Source organism: Streptomyces sp. BJ20, assembly GCF_022869105.1.
Lineage (GTDB): Bacteria > Actinomycetota > Actinomycetes > Streptomycetales > Streptomycetaceae > Streptomyces > Streptomyces griseoincarnatus.
On sequence record NZ_CP094918.1, the window covers coordinates 4,293,516 to 4,319,081 of the forward strand.

Consider the following 25,566-nt stretch of genomic DNA (forward strand, 5'->3'; position numbering starts at 1 on the left):
CCGGTTCAGGCGACCGGGCGGGCGATGCCGGTGTGGAGGGTGTGGCGTGTGTGGCGGGCGGAGTCCGCCAGGCGTTGGGTGAGGCGGGTGGCGAGGGCGTAGAGGTGGCGGACCGCGGTCAGGCGTTCCAGATGGGGGGCCAGGGCGGAGAGGGTGATGGCGAGGGCGACGCCCGTCCAGGCGGCCGGGCCCAGGGGGACACAGCCGAAGAAGTGGCTGACGCCGGGCGTCTGCACCAGCGCCGCGAGGACCGCCGCGGAGCCCAGCGCGGTCACCCACACCAGGGTGCTGTGGCGGCGTCCGGAGAGGGTCTGCACCAGTTGCGCGCCGACCACCCCGCACAGCGCCATGGTGGTGGAGCGGCGCTCGGTGCCCGGGGTGAAGCGGCCGATCAGGTAGGCCGCGACCGCGCCCAGGCAGGTGGTGACGCCGCGGCGCCGGATGGAGCGCAGCAGCGGCGTGCCGAGCACGTCGAGGCCCATCGGGCCGGTCTCGGCGTGCGCCGCCGTGGACGGGTCGTTGCTCGGGGTCACCGCCACGGCCATGGCCGGGAACATGTCGGTGAGCAGGTTGACCAGCAGCAGCTGGCGGGTGGACAGCGGCGAGGAGCCGGCGAGCAGGGTGCCGAGCACGCTGAAACCGACCTCGCCGGCGTTGCCGCCGATGAGGATGCTCACGGCGTCGGCGACGCTGCGCCACAGCGCCCGGCCCTCGGCGAAGGCGTCGACGAGGACGGACAGGTCGCCGCCGGTGAGGACGATGTCGGCGGCGTTGCGGGCGGCGGCGGAGCCGCGGGCCTCGATGCCGACGCCCACGTCGGCGGCGCGGATGGCGGCGGCGTCGTTGGCGCCGTCGCCGGCCATCGCGACCACCCGCCCGGCCTGCTGGAGGGCCTCGACGACGTGCAGCTTCTGCTCGGGCGCGACACGGGCGACGACCCCGGCGCCGTGCAGGGCGCGGACGCGTTCGGCGCGGCCCATGGCGACCAGGTCGTCCCCGGTGACCACCTGGGTCTCGTCGGGCCAGCCCAGTTGCAGGGCGATGGCGCGGGCGGTCTCCGGGTGGTCGCCGGTGAGCATGACGGGCAGGATGCCGGACTTCCGCAGGGCGACGAGGAGTTCCCGCGAGGTGTCGCGGGGCACGTCGGCGAGGGCGACGAATCCGACGAGCTCCAGCCCGGAGAGGCCGGCCTGCACCTCCGCCTCCGGGTCGGAACCCTCGTACCGGCGCCGGGCGACGGCGAGGACGCGCAGTCCCTGCCCGGCGAGGGTGTGGGCGGCGCCGGCCGCCTCCTCGGGCAGGTTCGCGCAGGCGGGCAGCACCGTCTCGGGGGCGCCCTTGACGACGAGGTACGCGCCGTCCTCGCCGTCCCGGCCGACGGCCGCCGCGTAACCGCGGCTGGCCTCGAAGGCCAGTTCCCCGTCCGGGGTCCAGTCCTCGTCGGGCGGCGCGGCGTCCAGCACGGCCTCGTCGGTGGCGTGCGCGACCTTGCGCCCCTCGGTGGTCTCCTCCTGGGGGCAGGCGCGCGCGGCCATCCGTACGACCGGTACGGCGCGTTCGTCGTCCGGGGCCAGGACCGCGCCGTCGGCGGCGGCGACCCGGACCAGGCGGAGGCGGTTCTCGGTGAGGGTGCCGGTCTTGTCGAAACACATGGTGTCGACCCGGCCGAGCGCCTCCAGGGTGCGCGGCGTGCGAACCAGTACGCCCCGGCGGGACAGGCGGCGGGCGGCGGCCATCTGCGCGACGGTCGCGACCAGCGGCAGTCCTTCCGGTACGGCGGCCACGGCCACGGCGACCCCGCCGCTGACGGCGCGCCGCAGCGGGCTGCCGCGCAGCAGGGACAGGCCGGTCACCAGCGCTCCGCCGGTGAGGGTGACGGGCAGCGCCTTGCGGGTCAGCTCCTGCAGCCGGGCCTGCACACCGGCGGGCGGCGGGGTGCGTGAGGCGAGGGCGACGGCGCGGCCCGCCTCGGTGTGGTCGCCGGTGTCCACCACCAGCGCCTCGGCCCGTCCCGCCACCACGGTGGTGCCCTCGAAGACCATGCAGGTACGCCGGGCCACCGGCGCGCCCGGCGTCGCGTCGACTCCCTTGGCCACGGGCAGCGACTCGCCGGTGAGCGACGATTCGTCGACCTCCAGCCCGTCGGCGCTCAGCAGCCGCGCGTCCGCCGGTACGACGTCGCCGGCGGCGAGGTCGATGTGGTCTCCCGGCCGCAGGCGGGCGGCGTCGACGGTGACCGTCCGGTGGTCGGTGAGGTGGCGGCGCGCGCGGGGCTGCTGGCGGGCGGCGAGCCGGGCGAGGGCCCGTTCGGCGCGCAGCCGCTGAAGGCCGCCCGCGACCGCGTTGAGGTCCATCGCGCCGACCACGAGCAGCGCGTCCACCAGCGAGCCGAGCAGCGCCGAGGCGACCGCTCCGGTGGCGAGGACCGGGGTGAGCGGGTCGTCCAGTTCGCGGCGGACGGCGCCGGCCGCCTCCCAGGTCCAGCGGGCGGGCGCGGCGGCTCCGGTCCCGGCCAGGCGCGCGGCCCGCTGCCGCACACGGGCGCCGAGCAGGGTGAGACCGACCGGTTCGGCCTCGGTGCGGGCGTGCCGCAGGAGGGTGTGCGCCTCGTGCGGTTCGAGGGCGTGCCAGGGCACGTGCAGCCGGGGTTCGGGCGGGGCGGCGCGAGCCACGCGGACGGCCTCGGTCCAGCCGGTGAGGAGGGCCCCGGCCGCGGCGACGTTCACCGGGGCGTGCCGGGTGAGCTGCTGCCACACGCGGCCGCCGGGCGTGCCGCCGCGGGCCACCATCAGGCCGGAGAGCGCGGCGCCCGCGCGGGCCAGGGTCTGCGAGCGGCGCCCGACGCGGCGGGCCGCCGGGACCGCGGTGAGCAGGCGCCAGACGTCCGCGAGTCCGCCGGGGGCGAGGGCGTCGGCGCCCCACGGGACCGCCGAGCGGCCGTCGGTGAGGGCGATCGCCACGTCTCCCGCGGGCAGTCCGTCCGCGACGTCCCGGTCGCCGCCGGCGGGGACCCGGGCCACGCCGACGACGATGTGCCCGTCCTGCTGGAGGGCGCGGACGGCGTCGCCGAACGGCAGGTCGGCCGGGGCCACCTCGTCGGCGAGGCGGGTGATGTCCTTCAGCTCGGAGCCGCCGGTGACGACGACGTGCAGCCCGGCCCGGCGGGCCGCGTCGAGCACCGCCTCCGCCCACGGGTGCACGGGGTCGTGGTAGGGCGCGGGCTCCTCGTCCTCGGTGGCCGGGAGGCTGCGGAGCGCGTCGGCGTGGAGGACGAGCGAGTCGGCGATCTCCAGCTGGCGCAGCCGGTCGCCGCCGCGCACCAGCACGCCGGTGCGGGCGAGTTCGGCGCCCAGTACGGAGTTGAAGGCGGCGGGACCGTAGCGCGCGGCCTTCGGGGAGCCCGCGAGTACGGCCTCGGCGGCCTCGCCGGCGTCGCGGGTGACGAGGAGGGTGGCGGCTGCCCCGGCCACGCTGCCGGTGCCGGCGTTCGCCGCGTACGCCTGCGCCGGGGTCACGCGCAGGGGCGGGCGGACACCCGGCGCGGGCGGGACGCTGGTGCGTCGCTCACGGCACACGTCGTCGTGGAGCGTCTCGAAGGCGACGGCGCGGGCGGTCGCCTCGGTGAGCTGACCGGTGCGCAGCAAGGCGTCGAGCAGCAACGACACCGGGGACTGGGCGGCGCCGTGCGCGGCGGCGTTGGCGGTGGCGAGCAGCAGTTCCATGCCGCTGCCGCCGAACCGCTCGCGCAGCCGGGCGCGGAAGCGTGGGTTCTCGCGGAGCAGGGTGACCAGGGCGGTGATCGCCTTGGGACTGCGCGGCAGCCGCAGCGACCGGCCCGCGAGGGCGCCGGCGACACCGGCGGCGTCCAGCAGCAGCGCGGCGGCGGCGACCCGCACCTCACGCGGGTCGCCCGGGTGCGTGGTGTCGTCCTCCGGCTCGGGGCCGGCGTCCTCGGTGAGACCGAGACGCCCGGCGGCGGCGACGGCCCGCTCGGCGACGCGGTCGCCGGCCGTGTCGGTGACGGCCGTCACCACGAGCCGGGCCAGTCCCTCGTCCCAGTACGCGGCCACCACGTCAGGGTGTTCCCGCAGCTCGGCGGCGACCTTGCGGGCGAGGGGACCGACGGTCGCGTCGGGGTGGCGCAACGCGAGGTGGACGCGGTGGCCGGCCCGCCAGTGGCGGTCGGTGCCGAGGGCGTTGCGGGCGACGTGCGTCAGCCGGCGGGTGGTGTCGTGGACGGACGTCACGCCGTGGACGGTGCCGCGGGCCGCCCCGGCGGCCGCGCCCGCCAGAGCGCCGGCGAGGGGGGCGACGTCGAGCAGTGCGAGCATGCGTGATCCCTGCCCGGCTCAGTCGTTGCGCCGGGCGGCGGGCCGGGTGGGGCCCGGTCGGCCGGCGTCGTCGTCGTGGCCGGTCGCCGCGGCCACCTTCTTGAGGGCGGACGCGGTGCCTTCGTCTCCTACCTTGGCGGGCTGGACGCGCGGGGCGGGGTGGTGGCGGGTGGGGGTGAGGCGGTCGCCGGGGCCGGTGTCGCGGTCCTGGTGCGTGTCTCCGTGGCCCGTGGCGCCGCCGGCCGGCGGGACCACACCCTCGCGGGTCGCGGCGGCCCACGCCTCGTCCTCGGCGGGGGTGTGCCGCGTGCCGTCGGCGGTCTCCTTGTCGTCCCGCGGCCTGGTCAGCCAGGCGACCGCCGCGCCGGTGAGGGCGACGGGCCACTCCACCAGGCCGGCGACGCCGAGGACTCCCGCGCCGGTGTAGACGGCGATGCGGCGGCCGCGAGGGGACACGGCGCCGAGGGTGTCGAGGGCGGTGCCGGCCACCCGGCCGACGTGACCGGCGCCCGGCAGCCGGCTCAGGTGCGAGGCGACGGCCCGCAGGGGGTGCGGAAGTTCCGGCGCGCGCGGCGTTTCCTGCTCCATGTCGACCTCCAGCACCGGACACGCGTGTCCGTGTCCTTTGTGAACCTTTGGGTTCATCGTCGGGCGGGGTGGGGGTGGGCGCCGCTTGGGTACCGCCGAAAGCGGGTGGTCGCGGGGTGCCCGCGGCTTTCTCGGGGGCGCGTGGGGGTGGGTGCCGGGTCCCGTTTCGTCGGCGGGAGCCGGGGGGTGGGCGCGCAGTTCCCCGCGCCCCTGCGGGCGTGGGTGCCGGGTCGGTCTCGTCGGCGGCTGCCGGTCCGTGGGGGCTCGGCGCGCAGTTCCCCGCGCCCCTGTCGGGGCTGGTGTCGGGCCGTGAGGGCTGGGCGCGCGGTTCCCCGCTCCCCTTTGGGGCGCGTCCTCCTTGCGGGTCGTGTCGAAGTGGGGGCATCGGGTACCAGGAACAGGCGTAGTCGGCGGAGTGGGAGGAATGGTCATGGCGGAGAACCGGGAGGACGCCGTCCGGGCGGCGCCTGAACTCCGTCTGGCCTCCGAGGGGCCCGGGGAGGTGCCGCCGCACGTGCCCGCCGACGAGGCGGACCTGCCGCGCGACCGCAACCAGGCAATCCTGGAGGCGGCCAAGCAGGTGGGCGCGGTGCTGAAGCGGGGCGGGCATCTCTTCGCGCTGGCGGGCAGCGTCGCCGTGCACGCCCACGGCGGCAGCGGCAACCTCCAGCACGACGTGGACTTCTGCGTCCGCCCGGAGGACGCGGGCCCGGTCGCCGCCACGTTGCGGGACGCCGGGCTGACCGTCTACACCCCGCCCGAGAACTGGCTGATCAAGGCGACCTGCTTCGGGCAGGACGTCGACGTCATCTTCGAGCTGGCGCACCGCCCGGTCTCGGAGGAGATGCTGCGCCGCGCGGAGGAGCTCCCCGTGGAGTCGGTGCGGATGCCGGTCCTCGCGCCGACCGACCTGCTCACCGGTCTGATCGCCGCGTTCTCGGAGCACCACTGCGACTTCGGCGCCGTGCTGCCCATCGCCCGTGCCCTGCGCGAGAAGGTCGACTGGGAGCAGGTGCGCCGCGACTGCGGCGACGCGCCCATGCCCGCCGCTTTCTTCTTCCTGCTGGAACGCCTGAACGTCATCTGACCCGCCCGTGGAAGGGGACTCCCATGAACACCCACGACGCCGGTCCGGCGGGCGGCGGCCCGCCCGTGGGTCCCGAGTACCGCGTCGCCCACTTCCAGGACCGTCTCGCCTCCGGCGAGCTGGGCGAACTCGGGGTGCACGCCGAGGTCCGCGGCGGGGCCGTCCTGGTCACCGGGACCGTGCCGTCGGCCCGCTGCCGGGACGACGTGCTGGAGGTGGTGCGCGAGGAGCTCAGCGGGCTTGACGTGCACTGCGACGTCTTCGTGAGCGAGTCCTCGTCCCCCGACCACGCGGAGGAGCTGTCATGATCCGGGTCGCCGCCGTCGGGGACATCCACATGGGGCCCGACACCCGGGGCGTGCTGCGCCCCGCCTTCGACACCTTGCCCGACTGCGCCGACGTACTGCTGCTGGCCGGAGACCTCACCCGGCACGGCACCACGGACGAGGCACGGGTGGTCGCCGACGAGATCCGCGGCCTCGGGGTGCCGGTGGTCGCCGTGCTGGGCAACCACGACCACCACGACGACCGCCAGGACGAGGTGTCCGAGCTGCTGCGGGACGCGGGCGCGCACGTCCTGGAGGGCGAGGCGACGGTCCTGACGGTCGGGGACGCGCGGGTCGGGGTGGCCGGCACGAAGGGCTTCGGCGGCGGGTTCGTCGGGGCGAGCGCCGGGGAGTTCGGGGAGCCGGTGATGAAGGAGTTCGTACGGGTCTCCCGCCGCTGCGCCGACGGCCTGCGGACCGCGCTGGAGCGGCTGGCGGAGGAGGACTGCGACGTGCGGATCGCCCTCACCCACTACTCCCCCGTACCGGAGACGCTGGCGGGGGAGCCGCCGGAGATCTATCCGTTCCTGGGGAGCTATCTGCTGGCCGAGGCGATCGACACGGCCGGCGCCGACCTCGCCGTGCACGGGCACGCGCACGCCGGCAGCGAGCACGGCATGACCACCGGCGGCGTCAAGGTGCGCAACGTCGCCCAGCCGGTGATCGGACGGGCCTTCCACGTGTACCACCTTCCACTGCGCGAGCGGGTGGGCGCGGACGCCGTCTGACCCCCCGGTTCCTGAAGCGCCGTCGGTCCTTCCGGCGGCGCTTTCATGTGCGCCCCTTCCCCGTACCGCCTGTGGTGTGAACGCCCCGCACGGCACGCCCCTGACGCGTGTCTGGCGAGCATTTTGTCTGTTTAGCTGCAGATCATCGTGTCCGCGGCCCCGCCTTCCCGCGGCTGCCGTCCACCCCCGCCCCGTACGAGAGGACACCGCATGGCGCTGCCGGGCCGCACCGGACGACGACCTGCCTCCGCGCTCGCCCCCACCGCGCACGACGCCGAACTGGGCACCGTGGCCCGCCAGGTGTCACGCCGTCGCTTCCTGACCGTCACCGCCGCGGCCGCCGCCCTCGCCTTCTCGAGCAACCTCCCCGCGCGCGGCGCGTTCGCCGCGCCCCGGCTCCGGGCGGCCCGCATCACCGAGGACCCGTTCACGCTCGGCGTCGCGTCCGGCGACCCGCTGCCGGACTCGGTGCTGATCTGGACCCGGCTCGCCCCCACGCCGTTCACGCCCGACGGCGGCCTGGGTCAGCAGCAGGTGGAAGTGGCCTGGGAGGTCGCGCTCGACGAGTCCTTCGCCCTCGTCGTGCGCACCGGCACCGCCCTCGCCCACCCCGAGTACGCGCACAGCGTCCGCGTCGACGTACGGGGCCTCGACCCGGCGACGACCTACCACTACCGCTTCCGCACCGGCGCCTGGATCAGCCCCGCCGGACGTACCCGCACCGCGCCCCCCGCCGGTCACGACGTCACGCGGCTGCGGCTGGCCGCGGTCGCCTGCCAGGCGTACCACGACGGCTACTACACCGCGCACCGGCACCTGGCGCGGGAGGACGTCGACGTCGTGTTCCACCTCGGCGACTACCTCTACGAGTACGCCGTCAACTCCACGGGCGGCGCCCGGAACTACACGGACCGGGTGCTGCCGTCCGTGCTCAACAGGGAGACGACGACGCTCGCGGACTACCGGATGCGGTACGCGCTCTACAAGAGCGACCCGGACCTGCGGGCCGCGCACGCCGCGCACCCGTTCGTCGTCACCTGGGACGACCACGAGACGGAGAACAACTACGCGGCGGAGCACGACGAGAACGGAAGCGACCCGGCACTGTTCCTGGCGCGTCGGGCCGCCGCCTACCGCGCCTACTGGGAGAACCAGCCGCTGCGCGCGGGACAGCTCCCCGACGGGCCCGACGCCCGGCTGTACCGCAGGCTGCACTGGGGCACCCTCGCCCAGTTCGACGTCCTCGACACCCGCCAGTACCGCTCCGACCAGGCCTACGACGACAACCCGCACGTGCCGGGACCGGAGTCGGACGACCCGGCACGCACCCTCACCGGCAACGCCCAGGAGCAGTGGCTGCTCGACGGGTGGGCGTCCTCCACCGCCCTGTGGAACGTGATGCCCCAGCAGGTGTGCTTCTCGCAGCGCCGACTGGACCTCAACGCCGAGGCCAAGCTGTCCATGGACGCCTGGGACGGCTACCGCGCGAGCCGCGGCCGACTCGTCGCCGGGGCGAAGCAGGCCGGTGTCGACAACTGGCTGGTGCTCACCGGCGACGTGCACGTGGCCTACGCCTTCGACGTCAAGGACGACTTCGACGACCCCGCCTCCGCCACCGTCGGCACGGAGCTCACCTGCACCTCCGTCGCCAGCGGCCGCGACGGGGCGGAGCGCCCGGCCAACTGGGACACCTACATGAGGGCCAACCCGCACCTGCGCTTCTACGACGGGCGGCGCGGCTACCTCCGGGTGGAGCTGAACCGGGAGAACGCCCGCGCCGACTTCCGCACCGTGTCCGCGGTGACCAACCCGGGCGCGGCCGTCTCCACCGCGGCCTCCTTCGTCACGGAGGCCGGCGCGCCCGGCCTGACACCCGTGTGACGTCACCCGTCCGATCCCTCCCGCGTACTGCACACGGGGCCCGTCACCGTATCGAACGTGCGAATTCCGGCGTGTCCTGACATCGCATCGGGTGTGTCGGGCAAGGAAACGGGCTCCGCGACAGCTCGCCGCCCCAACGAATGGAGACGTACCGAATGGTCCTCAGACACGCCCGGACCGCGCGCCGCTCGGCGCTCGTGGCACTCGGCGCCCTCGTCCTCGCCGGACTCCCCTACGCCGCGGCGGCCGACGCGTCCCCCGCCGAGGGGCCCGCGCCCGGGGCGGCCCAGACCCTCGGCGCCGACCGGCCCTCCCCGCATCTGCTGAGCGCCCTCCAGCGCGACCTGAAACTGAACGAGGAGCAGGCGTCCGAGCGCCTGGTCAACGAGGCCGAGGCGGGCACCCGCGCCGGCCGGCTGCGCAACTCCCTGGGTGAGCGGTACGCGGGCGCCTGGCTGCGGGGCACGACGGCCGAGGACCTGACGGTCGCCACGACCGACGCCCAGGACGTGGCGGCCATCGAGGCCGAGGGCGCCACGGCGCAGGTGGTCGAGCGGTCCCTGACGGCACTTCGGGCGGCGAAGGAGAAGCTCGACGCGGCGGCCGGCCGCGTCTCCACCGCCGACACGCCCGTCTGGTACGTCGACGTGGTGAAGAACCAGGTCGTGGTGCAGGCAGTCGACCAGGCCGCGGGGGCCGCCTTCGTGGAGGCCGCGGGCGTGGCGGGCGAGGACGTCGGCATCCGCCTGGCGCCCGAACGGCCCCGGCTGCTGCAGGACATCACCGGCGGCGACGCCTACTACATCAACGACTCGGCCCGCTGCTCCGTCGGCTTCTCCGTCGCCCAGGGCAGTCAGGGCGGCTTCGTGACGGCCGGTCACTGCGGCCGGGCCGGCGCGACCACCACCGGCTACGACCGCACCGCGCAGGGCACCTTCCAGGCGTCCGAGTTCCCCGGGCGGGACATGGCGTGGGTGGCCACCCGGAGCCAGTGGACGCCCACGCCCGACGTGAAGGCGGCGGACGGCCAGGAGGTCCAGGTCAGCGGCTCGGCGCAGGCGCTCGTGGGGGCGTCGGTGTGCCGTTCGGGCTCCACCACGGGCTGGCACTGCGGGGTGATCGAGCAGCACGACGCGAGCGTCCGCTACCCGGAGGGCACGGTCAACGGACTGACCAGGACGACGGTGTGCGCGGAACCGGGCGACTCCGGCGGTCCGTACGTCGCGGGCGCCCAGGCCCAGGGCGTCACCTCCGGCGGCTCCGGCAACTGCACGAGCGGCGGTACGACGTTCTTCCAGCCGGTCAACCCGATCCTCTCCCAGTACGGGCTGACCCTGGTCACGGCGTCCGCGCAGGCCGCGCCCGCGGAGCAGGAGACCGGGGCGCAGGCGTGGACCGCCGGCCGGGTCTACGAGGCGGGCGCCACCGTCACCCGTGACGGGGTGACGTACCAGTGTCTGCAGGCCCATCAGGCGCAGGGCGCGTGGGCGCCCGCCGGGACCCCGGCACTCTGGCAGCGGGTCTGACGCGCCCCTCGCCCGACGGCTCCGGCGGCGGTCCTCGGCCCGCCGCCGGAGCCGTCGGGCGGTTCTGTCACCCCTCGGCGAGCAGCGCGTACGCCGTGGACACGAACGGGTCGCCGGAGCGGAAGCGGCGGGTGCAGACGGCGGCGAGCGCGGTGCCCGTGTCGGGCCGGAATCCGAGGAACGCCTGCTGGCCGAGGGTGGCGCCGCTGTGGAAGTACAGCGGGCCGCCGTCCGTGGGGTGCCGGAACCAGGCGACCGTGTGCACGTGCCGGTGCCCGAATCCCCGGCGCAGCACCGGGGTGCGGACGGCGCGGAGGGCGCCCGCCAACGGTGGGCACCGGTCGGGGTCGACGTGCGCCTCCAGGAAGGTGAGCAGGTCGTGCGGGGTGGCGCGGACCGCGCCGGCCGCCCGGAATCCGCCCGCGTCGAAGGCGGGCAGCGTGCCCGTGCCGTCCTTGCCGTGACCGACGGCGTCGAACCCGTCGCGGTCGGCGGGGCGCGGGGCGGTGTCGTGGAGGGCGAGGGGGGTGAGCAGGCGCTCGGCCACCAGGTCCTGCCAGTCGGTGCCGGTGGCCGCGCCGAGGGCGTGGCCGAGGACGGCGACGCCGAAGTTGGAGTAGCGCCAGCGGGTACCGGGGCGGTGGCGAGGGCGGTGGCGCAGGAAGGCGTCGACGACGCGGGCGTCGGGGTAGCGGCCGTAGGGGTTGGTGCGCCAGGCGGGCAGCGCGCGGGGGTAGAAGTCGGCGGGCAGTGCGGGGAGTCCGGCCGTGTGCGTCACCAGGTGGGCGAGTGTGACGGGGGTGCGGCCGGGCGGGCGGTGGGCGCCGAGGAGGGCGGCGGCGGGTTCGCCTCCGGTGAGCAGGCCGCTGTCCACCAGGTGCGCCAGCAGCAGTCCGGTGTACGCCTTGGTGGCCGAGCCGATCTCGTAGCGCAGCCGGTCGCGGGGGCGTCCGAGCGGTGCTCCCGTCCCGCCGGTGACGATCGTGCGGCGGCCGAGGCGGGAGAGCGCGAAGACGGCGTCCGGGGCGTCGGCCGCGGCGACGGCCTCGGCCAGCCGCTCCGGCCGACCAGCTTCCCCGTCACCAGGGTTCGGGGAGGGCTCGTCCTCCCGGCCGGTCGGCGGGCCCGGCCAGGAGGTGCGGTGCACCGTCGTCATGAGGCGGCGCCGGCCAGCTCGGTCAGGGCGCGGGAGGTGGCCAGGACGGAGGCGAACGCGGCGACCAGCGTGGAGTGGTAGACGACGTCGAAGACGGCCTCCTCGTCTCCCTCGGGCATGTCGCGGATGGCGGGCATGGCGCCGTCGGGCTGCTGGGCGGCGGCGAAGGCCCGCCAGGCCGTCTCGTCGAGCGTGGGGCGGGGCAGGCAGGCGTCCACCACGAGGAGTTCGCCGAGCAGGTCCCAGCGGCGCAGGTCCAGCCAGTCGTCGATCCAGGCGGGCAGCCAGGTCGCCAGGTACTCGGCGATGTCCGGGGGCAGTCCTTCGGGGTTCTCGCCCCAGTCGGTCAGATGGAACACGCAGTGCGTGATGTCGTAGCCGATGTGGCCCTCGACGGTCCACGGTTCGGGGGTGCGGGCCAGCCAGGTGGAGCGCAGGGCCTCGGACTCCGACGGGCGGGGGGTGAGGCCGAAGCGGCGCTGGAACGCGGACAGTCCGAGCCGCCGGGTGGGGGTGGTCTCGAAGGCGAACCAGCTGTCGAGCCGGTTGTTCAGCACGACGTGGCGCTCGAGCTCCGGCTGGCTGTACCCGAGTTCACGGAACGGCAGGTACACCTCGAAGGGGATCGGGGAGGCCGGTTCGGTGCGCTGGCCGCGGACCAGCATCGTGCCGCCGTCCAGGGTCTCCCGCCAGACGTGGTCGAGCAGCCGGCGGGCCAGCTCGGCCTGCCGGGAACCGGCGACGCCCTCGCGGAACAGCACCTTGCAGACCAGGGCGAGTTCGCCGACCGGCTTGAAGCGTTCCAGGAAGCCCACCTCGGGGTCCACGTCGGTCTCGAGACGGAAACCGTCACGGTGCGCCCAGAGCCATTCCATGGCGCCGACGCCGACGGTGTGGACGAGACGGGTGTCGGTCATGCCGGCGCTCCTTGTCCGCCGGGCCGTCGCCCCGCCCCCGGCCGCTCGGCCGGGCGGGCTCCGGCCAGCACCGCCGCGAAGGCGGCCATGAGGGTGGAGTGATAGTGGTGCAGGAAGTAGCGGTCGCCGTCCGAGCCGGGCCCGGCGGCGATGTCGTCCAGGTCGCGGTCGTCCAGGGGGACTTCGCCGGACGGTCCGCGGGCCTCGAGCAGCCGCCCCCAGTCGCTCCCGGGGATGTCCTCGCCGGTCGTGCGGGCCACGATCGCGGCCACCGCGAGGAGTTCGCCACCGAGGTCCCACAGCCCGGCCTCCAGGCAGGTGTCGAGCCAGGGGGGCAGCCAGTCGCCCAGGTAGGCGACGAGGTCCGGCGGCAGGGCGGAGGCGTCGCGGCCCCAGTCGCTGAGGTGGAACACGACGTGCGTGAGGGCGTATCCGGCGTCGCGGCCGAAGGTCCACGGCTCGGGAAGTCCGCCGAGCCAGGTCTGCGGCAGCTCCGGCGGCGCCTGCCCGAAACGGTGGATGCCGCAGCGTTCCTCGGCGCGCAGCACGCCGAGCCGCCGCGTGGGGTCCTGTTCGGTGAGCCGCCAGCCGCGGGTGCGGGCCACGACGGCTGCCGCCTGCTCGAAGGCGGGGTGGCGCAGCCCGGCCGAGGCGAGAGCCGCGTACACCTCCAACGGGTAGGTGGCGAAGGGCTCCAGGCGCTGGAGCCGCAGGAACAGCTCACCCTCGCGCGTCTCCTGCCAGGCGAAGTCGAGCAGTCCGCGGGCGCGCGCGTGCAGCGGGTCGGCGGGCCCGGTGAGCCGGGTGACGGTGGCGCAGACCTGGGCGAGCTCGCCGAGGGGTTTCCAGCTGCGGTCGACCTCGCCGTCGGCGGCCAGCGCGTCCTCGCCCAGGGCGAAGTCGGCGCGCCGGGAGTCCGCCCAGGCGAGGGCGTCCCCGGCGGCGGTGCGCAGAGTTCCGGCGGTGCGGTGGGCGTCGGCGGGCGCGGTCACACGCGTGCTCCGGTCCGCATCCGGCGGGCCGCCTGCACCTGGAGGGCGACGAGCGGGTCCTGTCCGCCCATCAGTTCCACGAAGTCCAGGCCGGCTTCCAGGCCGACGCTGTCCGGCACGCCGGGCAGCAGCGTCAGCCAGCGCCCCGCGCCTGCGGCCTGCCGCCAGTCCCGGCGGCGCACCGCGCGGACGAAGCCACGGGCGACGTCCACGGGCCGGCCGGCCGCGAGGCGGCTCACCGCGCAGTCCTCCCCGGGCAGCGCGAGGGGCGCCAGGACGGCGAGCTGATGGGTGACGAACTGCCAGGTCGCGTCGTCCAGCCACGCGGTGTCCGGCTCGTCCGGGGGCTCCGCGGAGGAGGGGTCGGCGCGCCGCAGGGTGCGGGCCATCGCCCAGTGGCTCCAGCGCACGGTGGGCGCCGCGTCCGCGCGGGGCGGATACGCCTCGACCGCCTTGCGGAAGACGGCCAGCTCCGCCGGGTCGGGCGGAGTGCGCGACAGGAGGCCCGGCAGCAGCGCGTCCGCTCCCAGGACGCGTACGGCGGCCAGTGCCAGGTCCCCCGCTTCCCCGTCGGTCCCCACCGCGGGGACCACGTGAGCGTGGTCCCCGCCCCGAAGGGCGGAGACCACACCGGAAGCGAGGTCCTGCACCGCGGCCTGCAAGCGGGTCGAAGTGCCTGACTGCTCCATTCGACTACTCCCGTCGATCCGTTCAGCCCTTCTTCGGGCGCGGGGTCGGGGGCGACAGCAGCAGCTTGGTCGCGCCGGAGAGGAGCGCCAGGGCGGCGCACTGCCGGCTGTCGCGGTAGACGCCGTCGGCCTCGACCGGGTCGAGCGCCGCCTCGATGTCGGCGGCCTGGATGCCGGTGACTTCCTTGATGACCTTCTCGTCGGTACGCATAACACCATCTCCCTGAGGCGTAGCGAGGTACCTTCCACGTTCAGAATCACCCGAATCGGACAAATCACGCCACTTTTCTCTTACTTACTTTCGTCACTTCTTCAACATGCGGCGGGGTCACGGGTGCAGGGCGCGGGGACCGCTAGACGGCGGCCCGCCCTACGCCCGCAAGGACGACACCGCTGTGCGGGAGGGTGGGAACGCGGTGCAGGGGGATGGCCAGATTCTGGTCCGGAACCGTGTACTCCATACGGGCTAGTTGCGCGGCGAGAGTCTCCAACACGCCGACGGTGAGGCCCTCTCCGGGGCAGCGGTGACCCGACGCCGGGTCGCCGCCGCCCTGCGGGATCAGCTCGTCGCGCCCGACGGCCCGCTCGAGGAAGCGGCGCGGCCGGAAGGCGTACGGGTCGCCCCACAGCGTCTCGTCGTGGTTCTGGCCGTAGACGTCGAGCACCACCAGGCCCCCTTCGGGGACCCACGCGCCCCGCCAGAACAGGTCGCGGGCCGCGAGGCCGCCGAGGAAGGGCACGAACGGGTAGAAGCGGCGCACCTCGTGCGCGAACGCGGTCTGGAACGCCACGTCCCCCTTCGCGAGCGGCGCCCGGTTCTCCGGCCAGCGGTGCAAGGCGTGCGCGGCGAAGGCGACGAACCAGGCGAGGGCGGTGGTGGGGCGCAGCACGTTGAGCAGTTCCACGGCGGCGGTCTTCTCGCTCAGCGGCTCGCCGCTCAGGTCGTGATGCCCGCACACCCGCTCCAGCACCGAGCCGGCGGGCGCGGTGACCGCCCCGGTGCGGACGTCGCGGACCAGGCGGGCCAGCCGCTCCTCCTGGCGGCCGCGCGCGCGGCGGGCCCGCAGATGGCGCGGACCCGCGGTGGCGAAGCCGTCCACCATCGCGGTCATGTCCCGCGCGGCCGCCCCCGCCTCGGCGTCGTCCAGCGGCACGCCCGCCCAGCGGTGGACGCCCCGCGTGAGCACGGTGGCCGCCTCCTCGAACAGCACGACCGACGCGCGGCGGCCCCATTCCGGTACGGCCTCGTCCCAGGCGTCGGAGACGTGCTCGGCGAGTCCCGCCACGGCGGTGGGTTCCAGCAGCGGCAGGAACAGGTCCTTGCGGGCGCGATGGGCGGCGCCGTCCAGGGTGTGCACGGCCTCGTGCCCGAAGAGGGTGCCGAGGACCGGCTCGGGGATCGCGCGGTGCCGGTGCACGTTCCGTTCGTCGTAGAAGAAGCGGACCGCCTCCGGTCCGCGCAGGGCGAGTGCGGGGCGGCCCATGATCCGGGTGCGGACCACGGAACCGGACGCGTCGCGCATCCGGTTGGGGAGCCATGCGTAGCCCTCGGCGAGGAGCGGCAGGGTGCGGTCGATCAGGGGGCGGCTGAGTACGTCCATGGCGGGCGGGTGCCCGCAGGCCCTCCCAGGACACTCCGCGGACGTCACACCCGCCCGGGCGTGGCGCAGACCACTCCCCTGTCGAGACCCGGGTCACGTCGGGGAGGGCGGAGCGAGGACTACGGTGCCGGCATCCTCACCCCCCTTTCCTCCCGGTACGGACGGACCCGCAGTGCCAGCCCATCTCTCCCCCGTGATCGCGGCCACCGCGCAGTGGCTGACCCGTTCCTTCCCCGCGCCCGGCGGGGCCCTGTCCACCGCCCTGTGCGAGATCCAGGCCCGGCAGGCGGTGACGGTGGCGGCCCGGCTCCGCCATCCGACGCCGGTCGACGCGGAACTGGTCGGCCTGGCCGGCCCCGGCGGCGCGACCCGCCTCGACGGCGTCACCGGAGCGGAGGGTCTCGGCTCGGAGCCGTGGCGCTCGTGGGTCGACGAGGTCGTGGCGAGCTGGGCGGCGTGCCTGCTGTCCGACGCGGGCCTGGCCGCCCGGGCCGTGGCGGCCCTTCCCCCGGGTTCCGGCGCGTACCACCGCCTCCTCTTCCCGGACCCGACGGACAGGAGGGCGGCGGCCTTGCTCCGCCACCCGGACCTCGTGTCCCCGGTGGCCCGCCTCCACGAGCAGTCGCTGCTGGCGCGCCTGGGGCACGGATCCACGCCGGCGGCATGACCGCCCGAGCCGCCGCGCGGCAGCCATGGACACCCTGGGCACACCGGACCGTCACTGTCCGTGATTCACTCGACTGCACCAGGCGACCGTGCCGACGCACTCCGTGCGGGTGAGGGTGTGGGCATGAGTAGCCCCATATCCCGGAAGTGGGAGCACGCTGTCGTGACCGGCGGCGCCGGGTTCGTCGGCTCCCATCTGTGCAAGGCCCTGCTCGACGCGGGCGCGGCCGTGACCTGTGTGGACGATCTCAGCACCGGACGGCCCGAGAACATCGCCCCGCTGCTCGACCGGCCGGGGTTCACCCTCGTGCAGGCCAACGTGGCGCAGGAGCTGCCGGTGCGCCGGCGGCCCGACCTGGTGCTGCACTTCGCCTCACCCGCCTCACCCGCGGACTATCTGCGGCTGCCGCTGCACACCATGGAGACGGGCAGCGCCGGCACCGGCAACGCCCTGACCCTCGCCCATGAGTCCGAGGCGCGGTTCGTGCTGGCGTCGACGTCGGAGGTGTACGGCGACCCGCAGCAGAACCCGCAGGACGAGCGGTACTGGGGCAACGTGAACCCGGTCGGCCCGCGCAGCGTGTACGACGAGGCGAAGCGCTTCGGCGAGGCCCTGACCACCGCGCACGCGGAGACGTACGGCACGGACACCTGCATCGTGCGGCTGTTCAACACGTACGGTCCCGGCATGCGCGGCCACGACGGGCGGGCGGTGCCCACCTTCGTGCGGCAGGCGCTGGCCGGTGAGCCGCTCACCGTGACCGGCGACGGCCGGCAGACGCGTTCGCTGTGCTACGTCGACGACACCGTCGCCGGCATCCTCGCGGCGGCCGCCCACGGTCTGCGCGGCCCCGTCAACATCGGCAACCCCTCCGAGATCAGCATGCTCGCGCTGGCCCGCCTGGTGGTGGCGCTCGCCGGCTCCTCCTCCGAGGTGCGCTACATCGAGCGCCCGGTGGACGACCCGGCCGTGCGCTGCCCCGACATCACGCTGGCCCGCGACAAGCTCGGCTGGGAACCGCGGGTGGGCGCCGAAGAGGGCCTGCGCCGCACGATCGACTGGTTCCGCGCCGAATCGGCCCGCGGCTGAACGGCCCGCCCCGCCGGCTCCAGGACCAGGCGGCCGCCCCGGCCGCCGCCCCCACGCGAAAGGTCCGTCCGCCATGCGCATCCTCGGCATCAACGCCCTGTTCCACGACCCCGCGGCCGCCCTGGTGATCGACGGCCGTACCGTCGCCGCCGCGGAGGAGGAACGGTTCTCCCGGCGCAAGCACGGCAAGCGACCGCTGCCCTTCTCCGCCTGGGAGCTGCCCGAACAGGCCGCCGCCTGGTGCCTGAAGCGGGCCGGGCTGCGCCCCCAGGACCTCGACGCGGTCGCCTACTCGTTCGACCCCGCGCTGGCCCGCCCCGCCGACGCGATGGGCCTTGACGACCCCTGGGACCATCTGCGGCTCACCTACGCGCGGGAGGCCCCGAACTTCCTGCGGACCGCGCTGCCAGGACTCGATCCGGAGACCGTGCGCTTCGTCCCGCACCACATGGCGCACGCCGCGTCCGGCGCGTACGCGGCGCCCGACGCCGACAGCTGCTCGGTGCTGGTGCTGGACGGCCGCGGCGAACGCGCCTCCCATCTGGCCGCGCGCCGCGTCGGCGGCCGGCTCCAACCCCTGCGTGCCCAGGACCTCCCGCACTCGCTGGGCCTGGTCTACGAGGAGCTGACCGAGCACCTCGGCTTCCTGCGCTCCTCCGACGAGTTCAAGGTGATGGCCCTCGCCTCCCACGGCACTCCGCGCATGCTGCCGGAACTGCGCCGCCACGTGTATCCGACGGGCGACGGCGGTTTCCACGCGGCCGGGGTGCCCTGGGCGGAGCTGTGCGTGCCGCGCGGCCCGGACGAGCCGTGGACGCAGGACCACGCCGACGTCGCCGCGAGCGCGCAGGCCGTGCTGGAGGAGACGCTGCTCGACCTGGTGCGCTGGCTGCACGGCCGTACCCATGACGCGGTGCTCACCCTCGCCGGGGGCGTGGCGCTGAACTGCGTGGCCAACTCCCGTATCGCACGCGAGGGTCCGTTCTCCCGGGTGTGGGTGCAGCCCGCGGCGGGTGACGCGGGGACCGCGCTCGGCGGCGCGCTGCTGCTGTCCGCCGGGGCCGGGGACGCGCCCGAGCCGATGAGCGGCGCCGACCTGGGCCGGGACTGGTCCGACGCGGAACTGGGCGCGTGGCTGAAGACGGCCGCCGTGCCCTGCGAGAAGCCGGAGGACATCGCCGTCACCGTGGCCAGGGCACTCGCCGACAACGGCATCGTGGCCTGGTTCCAGGGGCGCAGCGAGTACGGGCCCCGGGCACTCGGCCACCGGTCGCTGCTCGCCCACCCCGGGCACGCGGGGAACCTGGAGCGGCTCAACGACGTGAAGGGCCGCGAGCAGTTCCGTCCGGTCGCGCCCATGGTGCTGGCCGAGCGGGCGGCGGAGATCTTCGACGGGCCGCTGCCCAGCCCGTACATGTTGTTCGTGCACGACGTGGCGCCCGCCTGGCGGGACCGCGTGCCCGCCGTGGTGCATGTCGACGGCACCGCCCGCATCCAGACGGTCGACCCGGCGCGCGAGCCGCTGCTGGCGCGGATGCTCGTCGAGTTCGAGCGGCTGACCGGGCTGCCCGTCGTCGTCAACACCAGCCTCAACACGGCCGGCCGCCCCATGGTGGACGATCCGCGCGACGCCCTGGAGTGCTTCGGCTCCTCCCCGGTGGACCTGCTGGCCGTCGGCCCGTACGCCGTGCGGCGCGGGGCGCTGTTCCGCACCGGGGACGGCGGAGAGGAGGTGGCGCGATGACCGGGCCCGCCGCTCCCGCCGGGGAGTACGCGGTGGTGGTGCCGACCCTGGGCCGCCCGTCTCTCGCGGCGTGCCTGCGGGCGCTGGCCGAGTCGGAGGGGCCGCGTCCGGCGCGGGTCGTGCTGGTGGACGACCGCCGGGACCCGGCCGTGCCGCTCACCGCGTCCGTGCCGCCCGCCCTGCGGTCCCGGACCGTCGTGGCGCGCGGCGGGGCGCGCGGTCCGGCCGCCGCCCGCAACGCCGGATGGCGGGCCGCCGGGGACGCTCCGTGGATCGTGTTCCTCGACGACGACGTGGTGCCGGGCCCCACCTGGGCCGACGACCTCGCGCTCGACCTCGCCGGGGCGAGCGTGGCGACCGCCGGCATCACCGCGCGCGTCGAGGTTCCGCTGCCCGTGGACCGGGCGCCCACCGACTGGGAACGCAACGTCGCGGGGCTGGCCGAGGCGCGCTGGATCACCGCCGACATGGCGTACCGGCGCAAGGCGCTGGAGGCCGTCGGCGGCTTCGACGAACGGTTCCGCCGCGCCTTCCGGGAGGACGCGGACCTGGCGCTGCGGGTGCTCGACGCCGGCTGGACGCTGGCGGAGGGACGCCGTACGACCACGCACCCGGTGCGGCCCGCGGACCGGTGGGTCTCCGTGCGGCTCCAGGCGGGCAACGCGGACGACGTGCTGATGACCCGGCTGCACGGCCGGGACTGGTGGCGGCGGGCCGGCGCGCCCCGGGGCCGTCTCCCGCTGCACCTGGCGGTCACCTCGGCCGGGCTCGCGGCGGCGGTGACCGCGCTGACCGGACGCCCGCGCGCGGCGACGGCGTACGCCGCCGGGTGGCTCGCCGGGACCGCCGAGTTCGCCCTGGCCCGGATCCTCCCCGGTCCGCGCACCCGGGACGAGATCGTCACCATGGTCCTCACCAGCGCGCTCGTCCCGCCGGCCGCGGCCTGGCACTGGCTGTACGGACAGGCGCGGCACCGCACGACTCCAGCCCACCGGCACCGGGCCGTGTCCCCGTCGCCGTCCACGGCGGCGCCCGCCGGCGAACGGATGCCGACATGACCGGCCGGCCCTGCCCTCCCCCGGCCCTCGACGGGCCTCGGCGGGCGCCCCGCTCACGCTCCCGGCCGCAGCCGCGGCCGGAACCCGATCCGCGGACGGCGGTGTCCGCACCCCGGCCGCGACCGATCACGGAGGTGAGCCCATGACCGCGGACCTCGCCCCTGTCCCCCCTGGCGTGCTGTCGATCGCGCTCGTCTCGGAGCACGCGAGTCCCCTCGCCGCGCTCGGCGGGGTGGACGCCGGAGGCCAGAACGTCCACGTCGCCGCCCTGGCCACGGCGCTCGCCGACCGTGGACACCGCGTCACGGTGCACACCCGCCGCGACGCGCCCGACCTGCCGGACCGGGTGCGGCTGGGTGAGCGCGTGGAGGTCCACCACGTCACCGCCGGGCCCGCCGAACCGGTGCCCAAGGACCGGCTGCTGCCGTACATGGACGCCTTCGCGCGCGTGCTCGTCCGGGAGTGGCGGGCCCGCACCCCGGACGTGGTGCACTCCCACTACTGGATGTCCGGGCTGGCCTCGCTCGGCGCCGCCCGGGAAGCGGGGCTGCCGCTGCTGCACACCTACCACGCGCTGGGCACGGTCAAGCGGCGCCACCAGGGCGACGCCGACACCAGCCCGCCGGAGCGGATCGGCTGCGAGATCGAGGTGGGGACCGGCTGCGACCGGGTCGTCGCCACCTGCCGTGACGAGGTCGCCGAGCTGGTCCGGATGGGCGTGCCCGCGGACCGGATCGGCGTCGTGCCGTGCGGCGTGGACACCGAACGCTTCACGCCGACGGGCCCGCGCTGGGCGCGCGGCCCGTACCGTCACCGGCTGGTCCAGCTGGGGCGGCTGGTGCCGCGCAAGGGCGCCGCCGTGTCGGTGGCCGCGCTGGCCCTGCTGCCCGGGACCGAACTGCTGGTGGCCGGCGGGCCCCCGGCGGAGCGGCTCGACGACGACCCGGAGGTGCGCCGGCTGCGCGCGCTCGCGCGGGACGCGGGGGTCGCCGACCGGGTGCGGTTCCTCGGCGGGGTGGACGCCGAACGCGTTCCGGCGCTGCTGCGCTCCGCCGACGTGGTGCTCTGCCCCGCCGACTACGAGCCCTTCGGCATCGTCCCGCTGGAGGCCATGGCCTGCGGCCGTCCCGTGGTGGCCAGCGCGGTCGGCGGCCAGCTCGACACGGTCGCCGACCCGGCCACCGGACGGCTCGTGCCGCCCGGCGACCCCGAGGCGCTGGCCTCCGCCGTCGCGAGCCTGCTCGCCGACCCGGCCGGCCGCGACGCCTGCGGGGTGGCGGGCCGCCGCCGGGTGCTCGCCCGGTACGGGTGGCCGCGCATCGCCGCCGCCACGGAGGCGGCGTACTGCGAGGTCCTCGACAGCGAGCCGGCCGTGAGCAGGACCGCCGACGTGACCAGGACCGGCTGAACCTCAGGCCCGACCGGGCCGCAGACGCCCGACGTTGGAAGGAGGTGCGGGTGCCGTCGTCGTCCCCGGAGGGCGGCGCGCCCGACACGCCATGACCGAACACCCCGCGCTCGACGCCGCCCGTCTGCACTGCCGGTCCCTCCAGGACGCCCTCGACGGGCTCGGCCGGCACGGTCTGCCCCGGATCGCCGACTGGGGCGGCCGGCTCGCCTCCGTCCTCACCGGCGGCGGCCGGCTGCTGGCCGCGGGCAACGGCGGCAGCGCCGCCCAGGCCCAGCACCTCACCGCCGAGCTGGTCGGCCGCTACCGCAGCGAGCGGCCCGCCTACTCGGCGCTCGCCCTGCACGCGGAGACCTCCAGCGTCACCGCCATCGGCAACGACTACGGCTTCGACCACGTCTACGCCCGTCAGGTCGCCGCGCACGGACGCCCCGGCGACGTGCTGATGCTGCTGTCCACCTCGGGGCGCAGCGCCAACCTCATCGCCGCCGCGGTGGCGGCCCGGCGGGCCGGACTCGAGGTGTGGGCGCTGACCGGCCCCGGCCCCAACCCGCTGATGGAGGCCGCCGACGAGAGCCTGTGCGTGACGGCGGCCTCGACGGCGACCGTGCAGGAGGTCCATCTGGTCGCCGTGCACCTGCTCTGCGAGTGCTTCGACACCGCCGTGGCCGCGCCACCGGCGCGGACCGTGGCGGCCGTTCCCGGGAGGCTGACATGACCGGTCCCGAACCGCTGGTGGTGGTGGGCGACGTCCTTCTCGACGAGGACATCGAGGGCGTGTCCACCCGGCTGGCCCCCGACGCTCCCGCCCCGGTCGTCGACGTCACCGGGGACCACAGGCACCCGGGCGGCGCCGGGCTAGCCGCCGCCCTGGCCGCGCGCGGCGGCCGGGACGTCGTCCTGGTGACCGCGCTCGGCGACGACCCCGCGAGCGAGGCGGTACGGCAGCAGCTCGCCGGGCGGGTACGGCTGCTGGAGCTGCCGCTGCACGGCACGCTGCCGGTGAAGACGCGTGTCCTCGCCGGAGGGCGGCCGCTGGTGCGCATCGACCGGGGCGGCGGGACGCCCGGCGAGCCGGACGAGGCGGTGCGCGAGGCGCTGGCCGGCGCGCACGCCGTCCTCGTCGCCGACTACGGCCGGCACACCGCCCGCGCGGTCCGCCCGCATCTGGAGGAGGCCGCCCGGCGCACCCCCCTCGTGTGGGACCCGCACCCCCGCGGCGAGACGCCGGTGCCGGGGGCCCGCCTGGTCACGCCCAACGGGGGCGAGGCGGTCGCGCTCTGCGCGGGCACGCCCGGCGTGTCGGGCGCGTCGCTCGGCGCCTTCGCCGAGCGTGGCACCGAACTCGCCGAGCGCTGGCGGGCGGCGGGCGTCGCGGTGACGCTCGGCGAGCGGGGCGTGCTGCTGACCCGGCCGGGCGGCGGCACCCCGATGCTGATCCCGGCGCCGTTCCACGCGGACGGCGACACCTGCGGCGCGGGCGACTGCTTCGCCGCGACGACGGTCGCCGGGCTGGCGGACGGGCTGCTGCCGGAGGAGGCGCTGCAGCGGGCGGTCGCCGAGGCCGCCGCGTTCGTCGCGGCGGGCGGCGCGGGCAACCCGGACCTCTGGCACACACCGGTCGCCCCGGTCCCCGCCCAGGACCCGGCCTCCGACGCGTTCGAACTGGCGCGGGAGGTACGGGCGCGGGGCGGCACCGTGGTCGCCACAGGCGGCTGCTTCGACCTGGTGCACGCCGGTCACGTGGGCCTGCTGGAGAGCGCCCGGCGGATCGGCGACTGCCTGATCGTCTGCCTGAACTCCGACGCCTCCGTCACCCGCCGCAAGGGCCCAGGACGCCCCCTCACCCCGGCCACGGACCGCGCGAGGGTGCTGGCGGCGCTGGGCAGTGTGGACGCGGTGGTGGTGTTCGAGGAGGACACGCCTGAGAGGGTGCTTGAGCGTCTCCGGCCGGATGTGTGGGTGAAGGGCGGGGACTATTCCGTCCAGGATCTGCCTGAGGCGGAGGCGCTGCGGGAGTGGGGTGGGCAGGCGGTGGTACTGCCGTACCTGGACGGCCACTCGACGACGCTGCTCGCGCGGCGGGCTGCGGATGCGGTTTCGGTGGCTTTGAAGCCGACGGAGGGGTAGGGCTGTCGCGCTTCGGGGCGGGTCGTGCAGCCTTTCAGGCTGACGAGGGGTGACACGCCCCATAGGGGCGCGGGGAACTGCGCGAACGGGGGTCCGGGGGCGGAGGCCCCGAAACGGTGCGGTCAGCGCCGCCCGCTTCGGAGGCTCCGTTCGTTGGACTTCCCTTCGCGCGGTTCCCCGCGCCCCTCGGTCCCGTGCTTCGGAGGTCCCGTCCGTCGAACCTCTGTTCGCGCGGTTCCCCGCGCCCCTTCAGGCCAGTTTCAGCGCCGCGTGCTGGAGAGGGGGCGGGTCACGCCGCCGTCTGCAGGGTCGGCTGGGGGATCGTGTCCTTCGAGCGCAGGGTGACCGAGGTCGCGAGCGTGGCGCGGCGGTGCAGGAGGTGGCCCGACGCGATGGACGCGGCGATGACGACGCCACCCGTGATCAGTGCACCTCGCGGCCCCGCCAGTTCCATGAGGAGCCCGAGGGCCGGAGGCCCGCCCAGGCTCCACAGCGTGCCGACCGAACCCCACACCCCCAGCACACGCCCCCGCAGATGGGCAGGCGGATCGGTCTGGAGGACCGCCGTGCCCGCCGTGTCGGAGACGGACTCGACCACGGCCATGGGCAGGACCAGCACCAGCAGCACCGCCAGCGAGGGCGACAGACCGGCCACGATCTGCAGCAGCGCCCCAGTGGCGGCCAGCGCGCCGACCAGCCGCACGGACGGGCGGCGCAGACGCGCGCCGAGCACCGCGCCGACGATCCCGCCGGCCGCGAGGACGGTCGACACCGTGCCGAAGGCGCCCGCGCCGCCGGCGAGGGGGCCGGTGACGAGGACGGCGAGGGTGAGGCCGTAGTTGCGGCCGAAGACCGCGCTGATGCCGGTCACCCCCGCGAGCGCCAGCAGCCGAGGCCTGCGGGCGAAGAAGGCGAGGCCCTCCCGCACGCTCATGTCGGACGCCGGCCGCCGGGCGGCCCGCCCGGTGACCTGCCGTACCGCGCCCGCCGCCGGGCGCAGGAACGGGACGACCGCCGTCACGAAGAGGAAGGAGAAACCGTTGGCGAAGTAGGCCGCCGCCGTGCCGAGGAAGCCGACGGTCACGCCGGCCAGGGCCGCGCCCGCGAGCCGTCCTGCGTTGAAGACGAGCGCGCCCACGCCGATGGCGGAGGGCACGTCCTCGGCGGGGACGAGGTCGTTGCCGAGCAGGGCGCAGGCGGGGTTGTCGACGGTGGCGACCGTGCCGGTGACGGCGGCCAGCACCATCAGGGTGGTCATGTCGAGCCGGTCCAGCGCCACCAGGGTGGCCGTGGTGAAGGCGATGACGGCGAGCGCGGCCTGGCTGACCGCGGCGGTCAGCTTGCGCGGCCAGCGGTCGACGGCCGCGCCGCCGAGGACGCTCATCAGCAGGGCCGGGGCCGCCTGGACGGACATGGACAGGCCGGTGGCCGCGGCGGACCCGGTGATCTGGAGGACCAGCAGGTTCTGCACGGTCAGCTGCATCCACGTACCGGCGTTGGACACGAAGTTCGCGACGGACCACCAGCGCATGCTGCGGTGCCGGAGGGAACGCCAGGGCGAACGGGACCCGGCCGGGGCGGGGGAGGGTGTGGAAGACACGGTGCGCTACTCGGGGAGGAGCCCCTGGGGGCTCGGCTGAGTGGGCGC

General features: G+C 75.7%; 21 protein-coding genes. 12 read left to right on the forward strand and 9 right to left on the reverse strand.

Translation table 11 applies throughout. The features are described 5' to 3' along the window. Window positions 1-5 precede the first annotated feature (5 nt). Both MTR79_RS19175 and MTR79_RS19180 read right to left on the reverse strand, forming a co-directional pair. Window positions 6-4,331, reverse strand: coding sequence for a cation-translocating P-type ATPase (locus tag MTR79_RS19175; protein ID WP_189365796.1), 4,326 nt, complete (start codon window positions 4,329-4,331; stop codon window positions 6-8). 18 nt (window positions 4,332-4,349) lie between these two features. Further along, window positions 4,350-4,919 (reverse strand): hypothetical protein, encoded by a 570-nt coding sequence (locus MTR79_RS19180; protein ID WP_244791489.1) that lies wholly within the window; start codon window positions 4,917-4,919, stop codon window positions 4,350-4,352. A 430-nt stretch (window positions 4,920-5,349) separates the two neighbouring features. Between MTR79_RS19180 and MTR79_RS19185 the strand changes: the two genes are divergently transcribed. The 5 genes from MTR79_RS19185 to MTR79_RS19205 all read left to right on the forward strand — a co-directional run bounded on the left by MTR79_RS19185 (window position 5,350) and on the right by MTR79_RS19205 (window position 10,467). Further along, window positions 5,350-6,006, forward strand: coding sequence for a nucleotidyltransferase family protein (locus MTR79_RS19185; RefSeq protein WP_244791491.1), 657 nt, complete (start codon window positions 5,350-5,352; stop codon window positions 6,004-6,006). Window positions 6,007-6,029: 23 nt separating this feature from the next. After that, a complete protein-coding gene (locus MTR79_RS19190; protein WP_244791492.1) occupies window positions 6,030-6,314 on the forward strand; it encodes a BON domain-containing protein in 285 nt (94 codons plus the stop codon). Beyond that, complete coding sequence (locus MTR79_RS19195) at window positions 6,311-7,060, forward strand: metallophosphoesterase (RefSeq protein ID WP_189365798.1); 750 nt, start codon at window positions 6,311-6,313, stop codon at window positions 7,058-7,060. The genes MTR79_RS19190 and MTR79_RS19195 overlap by 4 nt, the downstream gene beginning before the upstream one ends. A gap of 210 nt (window positions 7,061-7,270) precedes the next feature. Then, entirely contained in the window at window positions 7,271-8,941 is a 1,671-nt protein-coding gene (locus MTR79_RS19200; protein ID WP_244791494.1) for an alkaline phosphatase D family protein, read from the forward strand. Between the two features lie 155 nt (window positions 8,942-9,096). Next, window positions 9,097-10,467, forward strand: coding sequence for a trypsin-like serine protease (locus MTR79_RS19205; RefSeq protein ID WP_189365800.1), 1,371 nt, complete (start codon window positions 9,097-9,099; stop codon window positions 10,465-10,467). Window positions 10,468-10,534: 67 nt separating this feature from the next. Here the strand turns inward: MTR79_RS19205 and MTR79_RS19210 are convergent, their stop codons facing one another. The 6 genes from MTR79_RS19210 to MTR79_RS19235 form a co-directional block, all read right to left on the reverse strand. Further along, window positions 10,535-11,623 (reverse strand): serine hydrolase domain-containing protein, encoded by a 1,089-nt coding sequence (locus tag MTR79_RS19210; RefSeq protein ID WP_244791496.1) that lies wholly within the window; start codon window positions 11,621-11,623, stop codon window positions 10,535-10,537. Beyond that, window positions 11,620-12,540 (reverse strand): hypothetical protein, encoded by a 921-nt coding sequence (locus MTR79_RS19215; RefSeq protein WP_086705085.1) that lies wholly within the window; start codon window positions 12,538-12,540, stop codon window positions 11,620-11,622. Before MTR79_RS19215 ends, MTR79_RS19210 begins: the two co-directional genes overlap by 4 nt. Then, a complete protein-coding gene (locus MTR79_RS19220; RefSeq protein WP_189365802.1) occupies window positions 12,537-13,532 on the reverse strand; it encodes a hypothetical protein in 996 nt (331 codons plus the stop codon). The genes MTR79_RS19215 and MTR79_RS19220 overlap by 4 nt, the downstream gene beginning before the upstream one ends. Beyond that, window positions 13,529-14,221 (reverse strand): hypothetical protein, encoded by a 693-nt coding sequence (locus MTR79_RS19225; RefSeq protein ID WP_244791498.1) that lies wholly within the window; start codon window positions 14,219-14,221, stop codon window positions 13,529-13,531. Before MTR79_RS19225 ends, MTR79_RS19220 begins: the two co-directional genes overlap by 4 nt. A 22-nt stretch (window positions 14,222-14,243) precedes the next feature. Beyond that, a complete protein-coding gene (locus MTR79_RS19230; RefSeq protein WP_048458282.1) occupies window positions 14,244-14,432 on the reverse strand; it encodes a hypothetical protein in 189 nt (62 codons plus the stop codon). A 142-nt stretch (window positions 14,433-14,574) separates the two neighbouring features. Next, the gene (locus MTR79_RS19235) at window positions 14,575-15,822 is read right to left on the reverse strand and encodes a cytochrome P450 (protein WP_189365803.1); all 1,248 of its coding nucleotides are present in this window, start codon (window positions 15,820-15,822) and stop codon (window positions 14,575-14,577) included. A gap of 172 nt (window positions 15,823-15,994) precedes the next feature. Between MTR79_RS19235 and MTR79_RS19240 the strand changes: the two genes are divergently transcribed. The 7 genes from MTR79_RS19240 (at window position 15,995) to rfaE2 (ending at window position 23,918) form a co-directional block, all read left to right on the forward strand. Continuing rightward, window positions 15,995-16,489: a hypothetical protein gene (locus tag MTR79_RS19240; RefSeq protein WP_086705089.1), complete on the forward strand. Its 495-nt coding sequence runs from the start codon at window positions 15,995-15,997 to the stop codon at window positions 16,487-16,489. A gap of 123 nt (window positions 16,490-16,612) precedes the next feature. Further along, window positions 16,613-17,578: an NAD-dependent epimerase/dehydratase family protein gene (locus tag MTR79_RS19245; RefSeq protein WP_086705090.1), complete on the forward strand. Its 966-nt coding sequence runs from the start codon at window positions 16,613-16,615 to the stop codon at window positions 17,576-17,578. Window positions 17,579-17,651: 73 nt separating this feature from the next. Next, a complete protein-coding gene (locus MTR79_RS19250; protein WP_086705091.1) occupies window positions 17,652-19,322 on the forward strand; it encodes a carbamoyltransferase C-terminal domain-containing protein in 1,671 nt (556 codons plus the stop codon). Continuing rightward, the gene (locus tag MTR79_RS19255; protein ID WP_189365805.1) at window positions 19,319-20,380 is read left to right on the forward strand and encodes a glycosyltransferase; all 1,062 of its coding nucleotides are present in this window, start codon (window positions 19,319-19,321) and stop codon (window positions 20,378-20,380) included. The genes MTR79_RS19250 and MTR79_RS19255 overlap by 4 nt, the downstream gene beginning before the upstream one ends. A gap of 142 nt (window positions 20,381-20,522) precedes the next feature. Next, window positions 20,523-21,788: a glycosyltransferase gene (locus MTR79_RS19260; RefSeq protein WP_086705093.1), complete on the forward strand. Its 1,266-nt coding sequence runs from the start codon at window positions 20,523-20,525 to the stop codon at window positions 21,786-21,788. 91 nt (window positions 21,789-21,879) lie between these two features. After that, window positions 21,880-22,506 (forward strand): SIS domain-containing protein, encoded by a 627-nt coding sequence (locus MTR79_RS19265; protein ID WP_189365806.1) that lies wholly within the window; start codon window positions 21,880-21,882, stop codon window positions 22,504-22,506. Then, window positions 22,503-23,918 (forward strand): D-glycero-beta-D-manno-heptose 1-phosphate adenylyltransferase, encoded by a 1,416-nt coding sequence (rfaE2, locus tag MTR79_RS19270; RefSeq protein ID WP_114872864.1) that lies wholly within the window; start codon window positions 22,503-22,505, stop codon window positions 23,916-23,918. The genes MTR79_RS19265 and rfaE2 overlap by 4 nt, the downstream gene beginning before the upstream one ends. Window positions 23,919-24,207: 289 nt before the next feature. Here rfaE2 and MTR79_RS19275 read toward each other — a convergent pair whose 3' ends face one another. Beyond that, window positions 24,208-25,518 (reverse strand): MFS transporter, encoded by a 1,311-nt coding sequence (locus MTR79_RS19275; RefSeq protein ID WP_280518342.1) that lies wholly within the window; start codon window positions 25,516-25,518, stop codon window positions 24,208-24,210. Window positions 25,519-25,566: the final 48 nt, after the last annotated feature.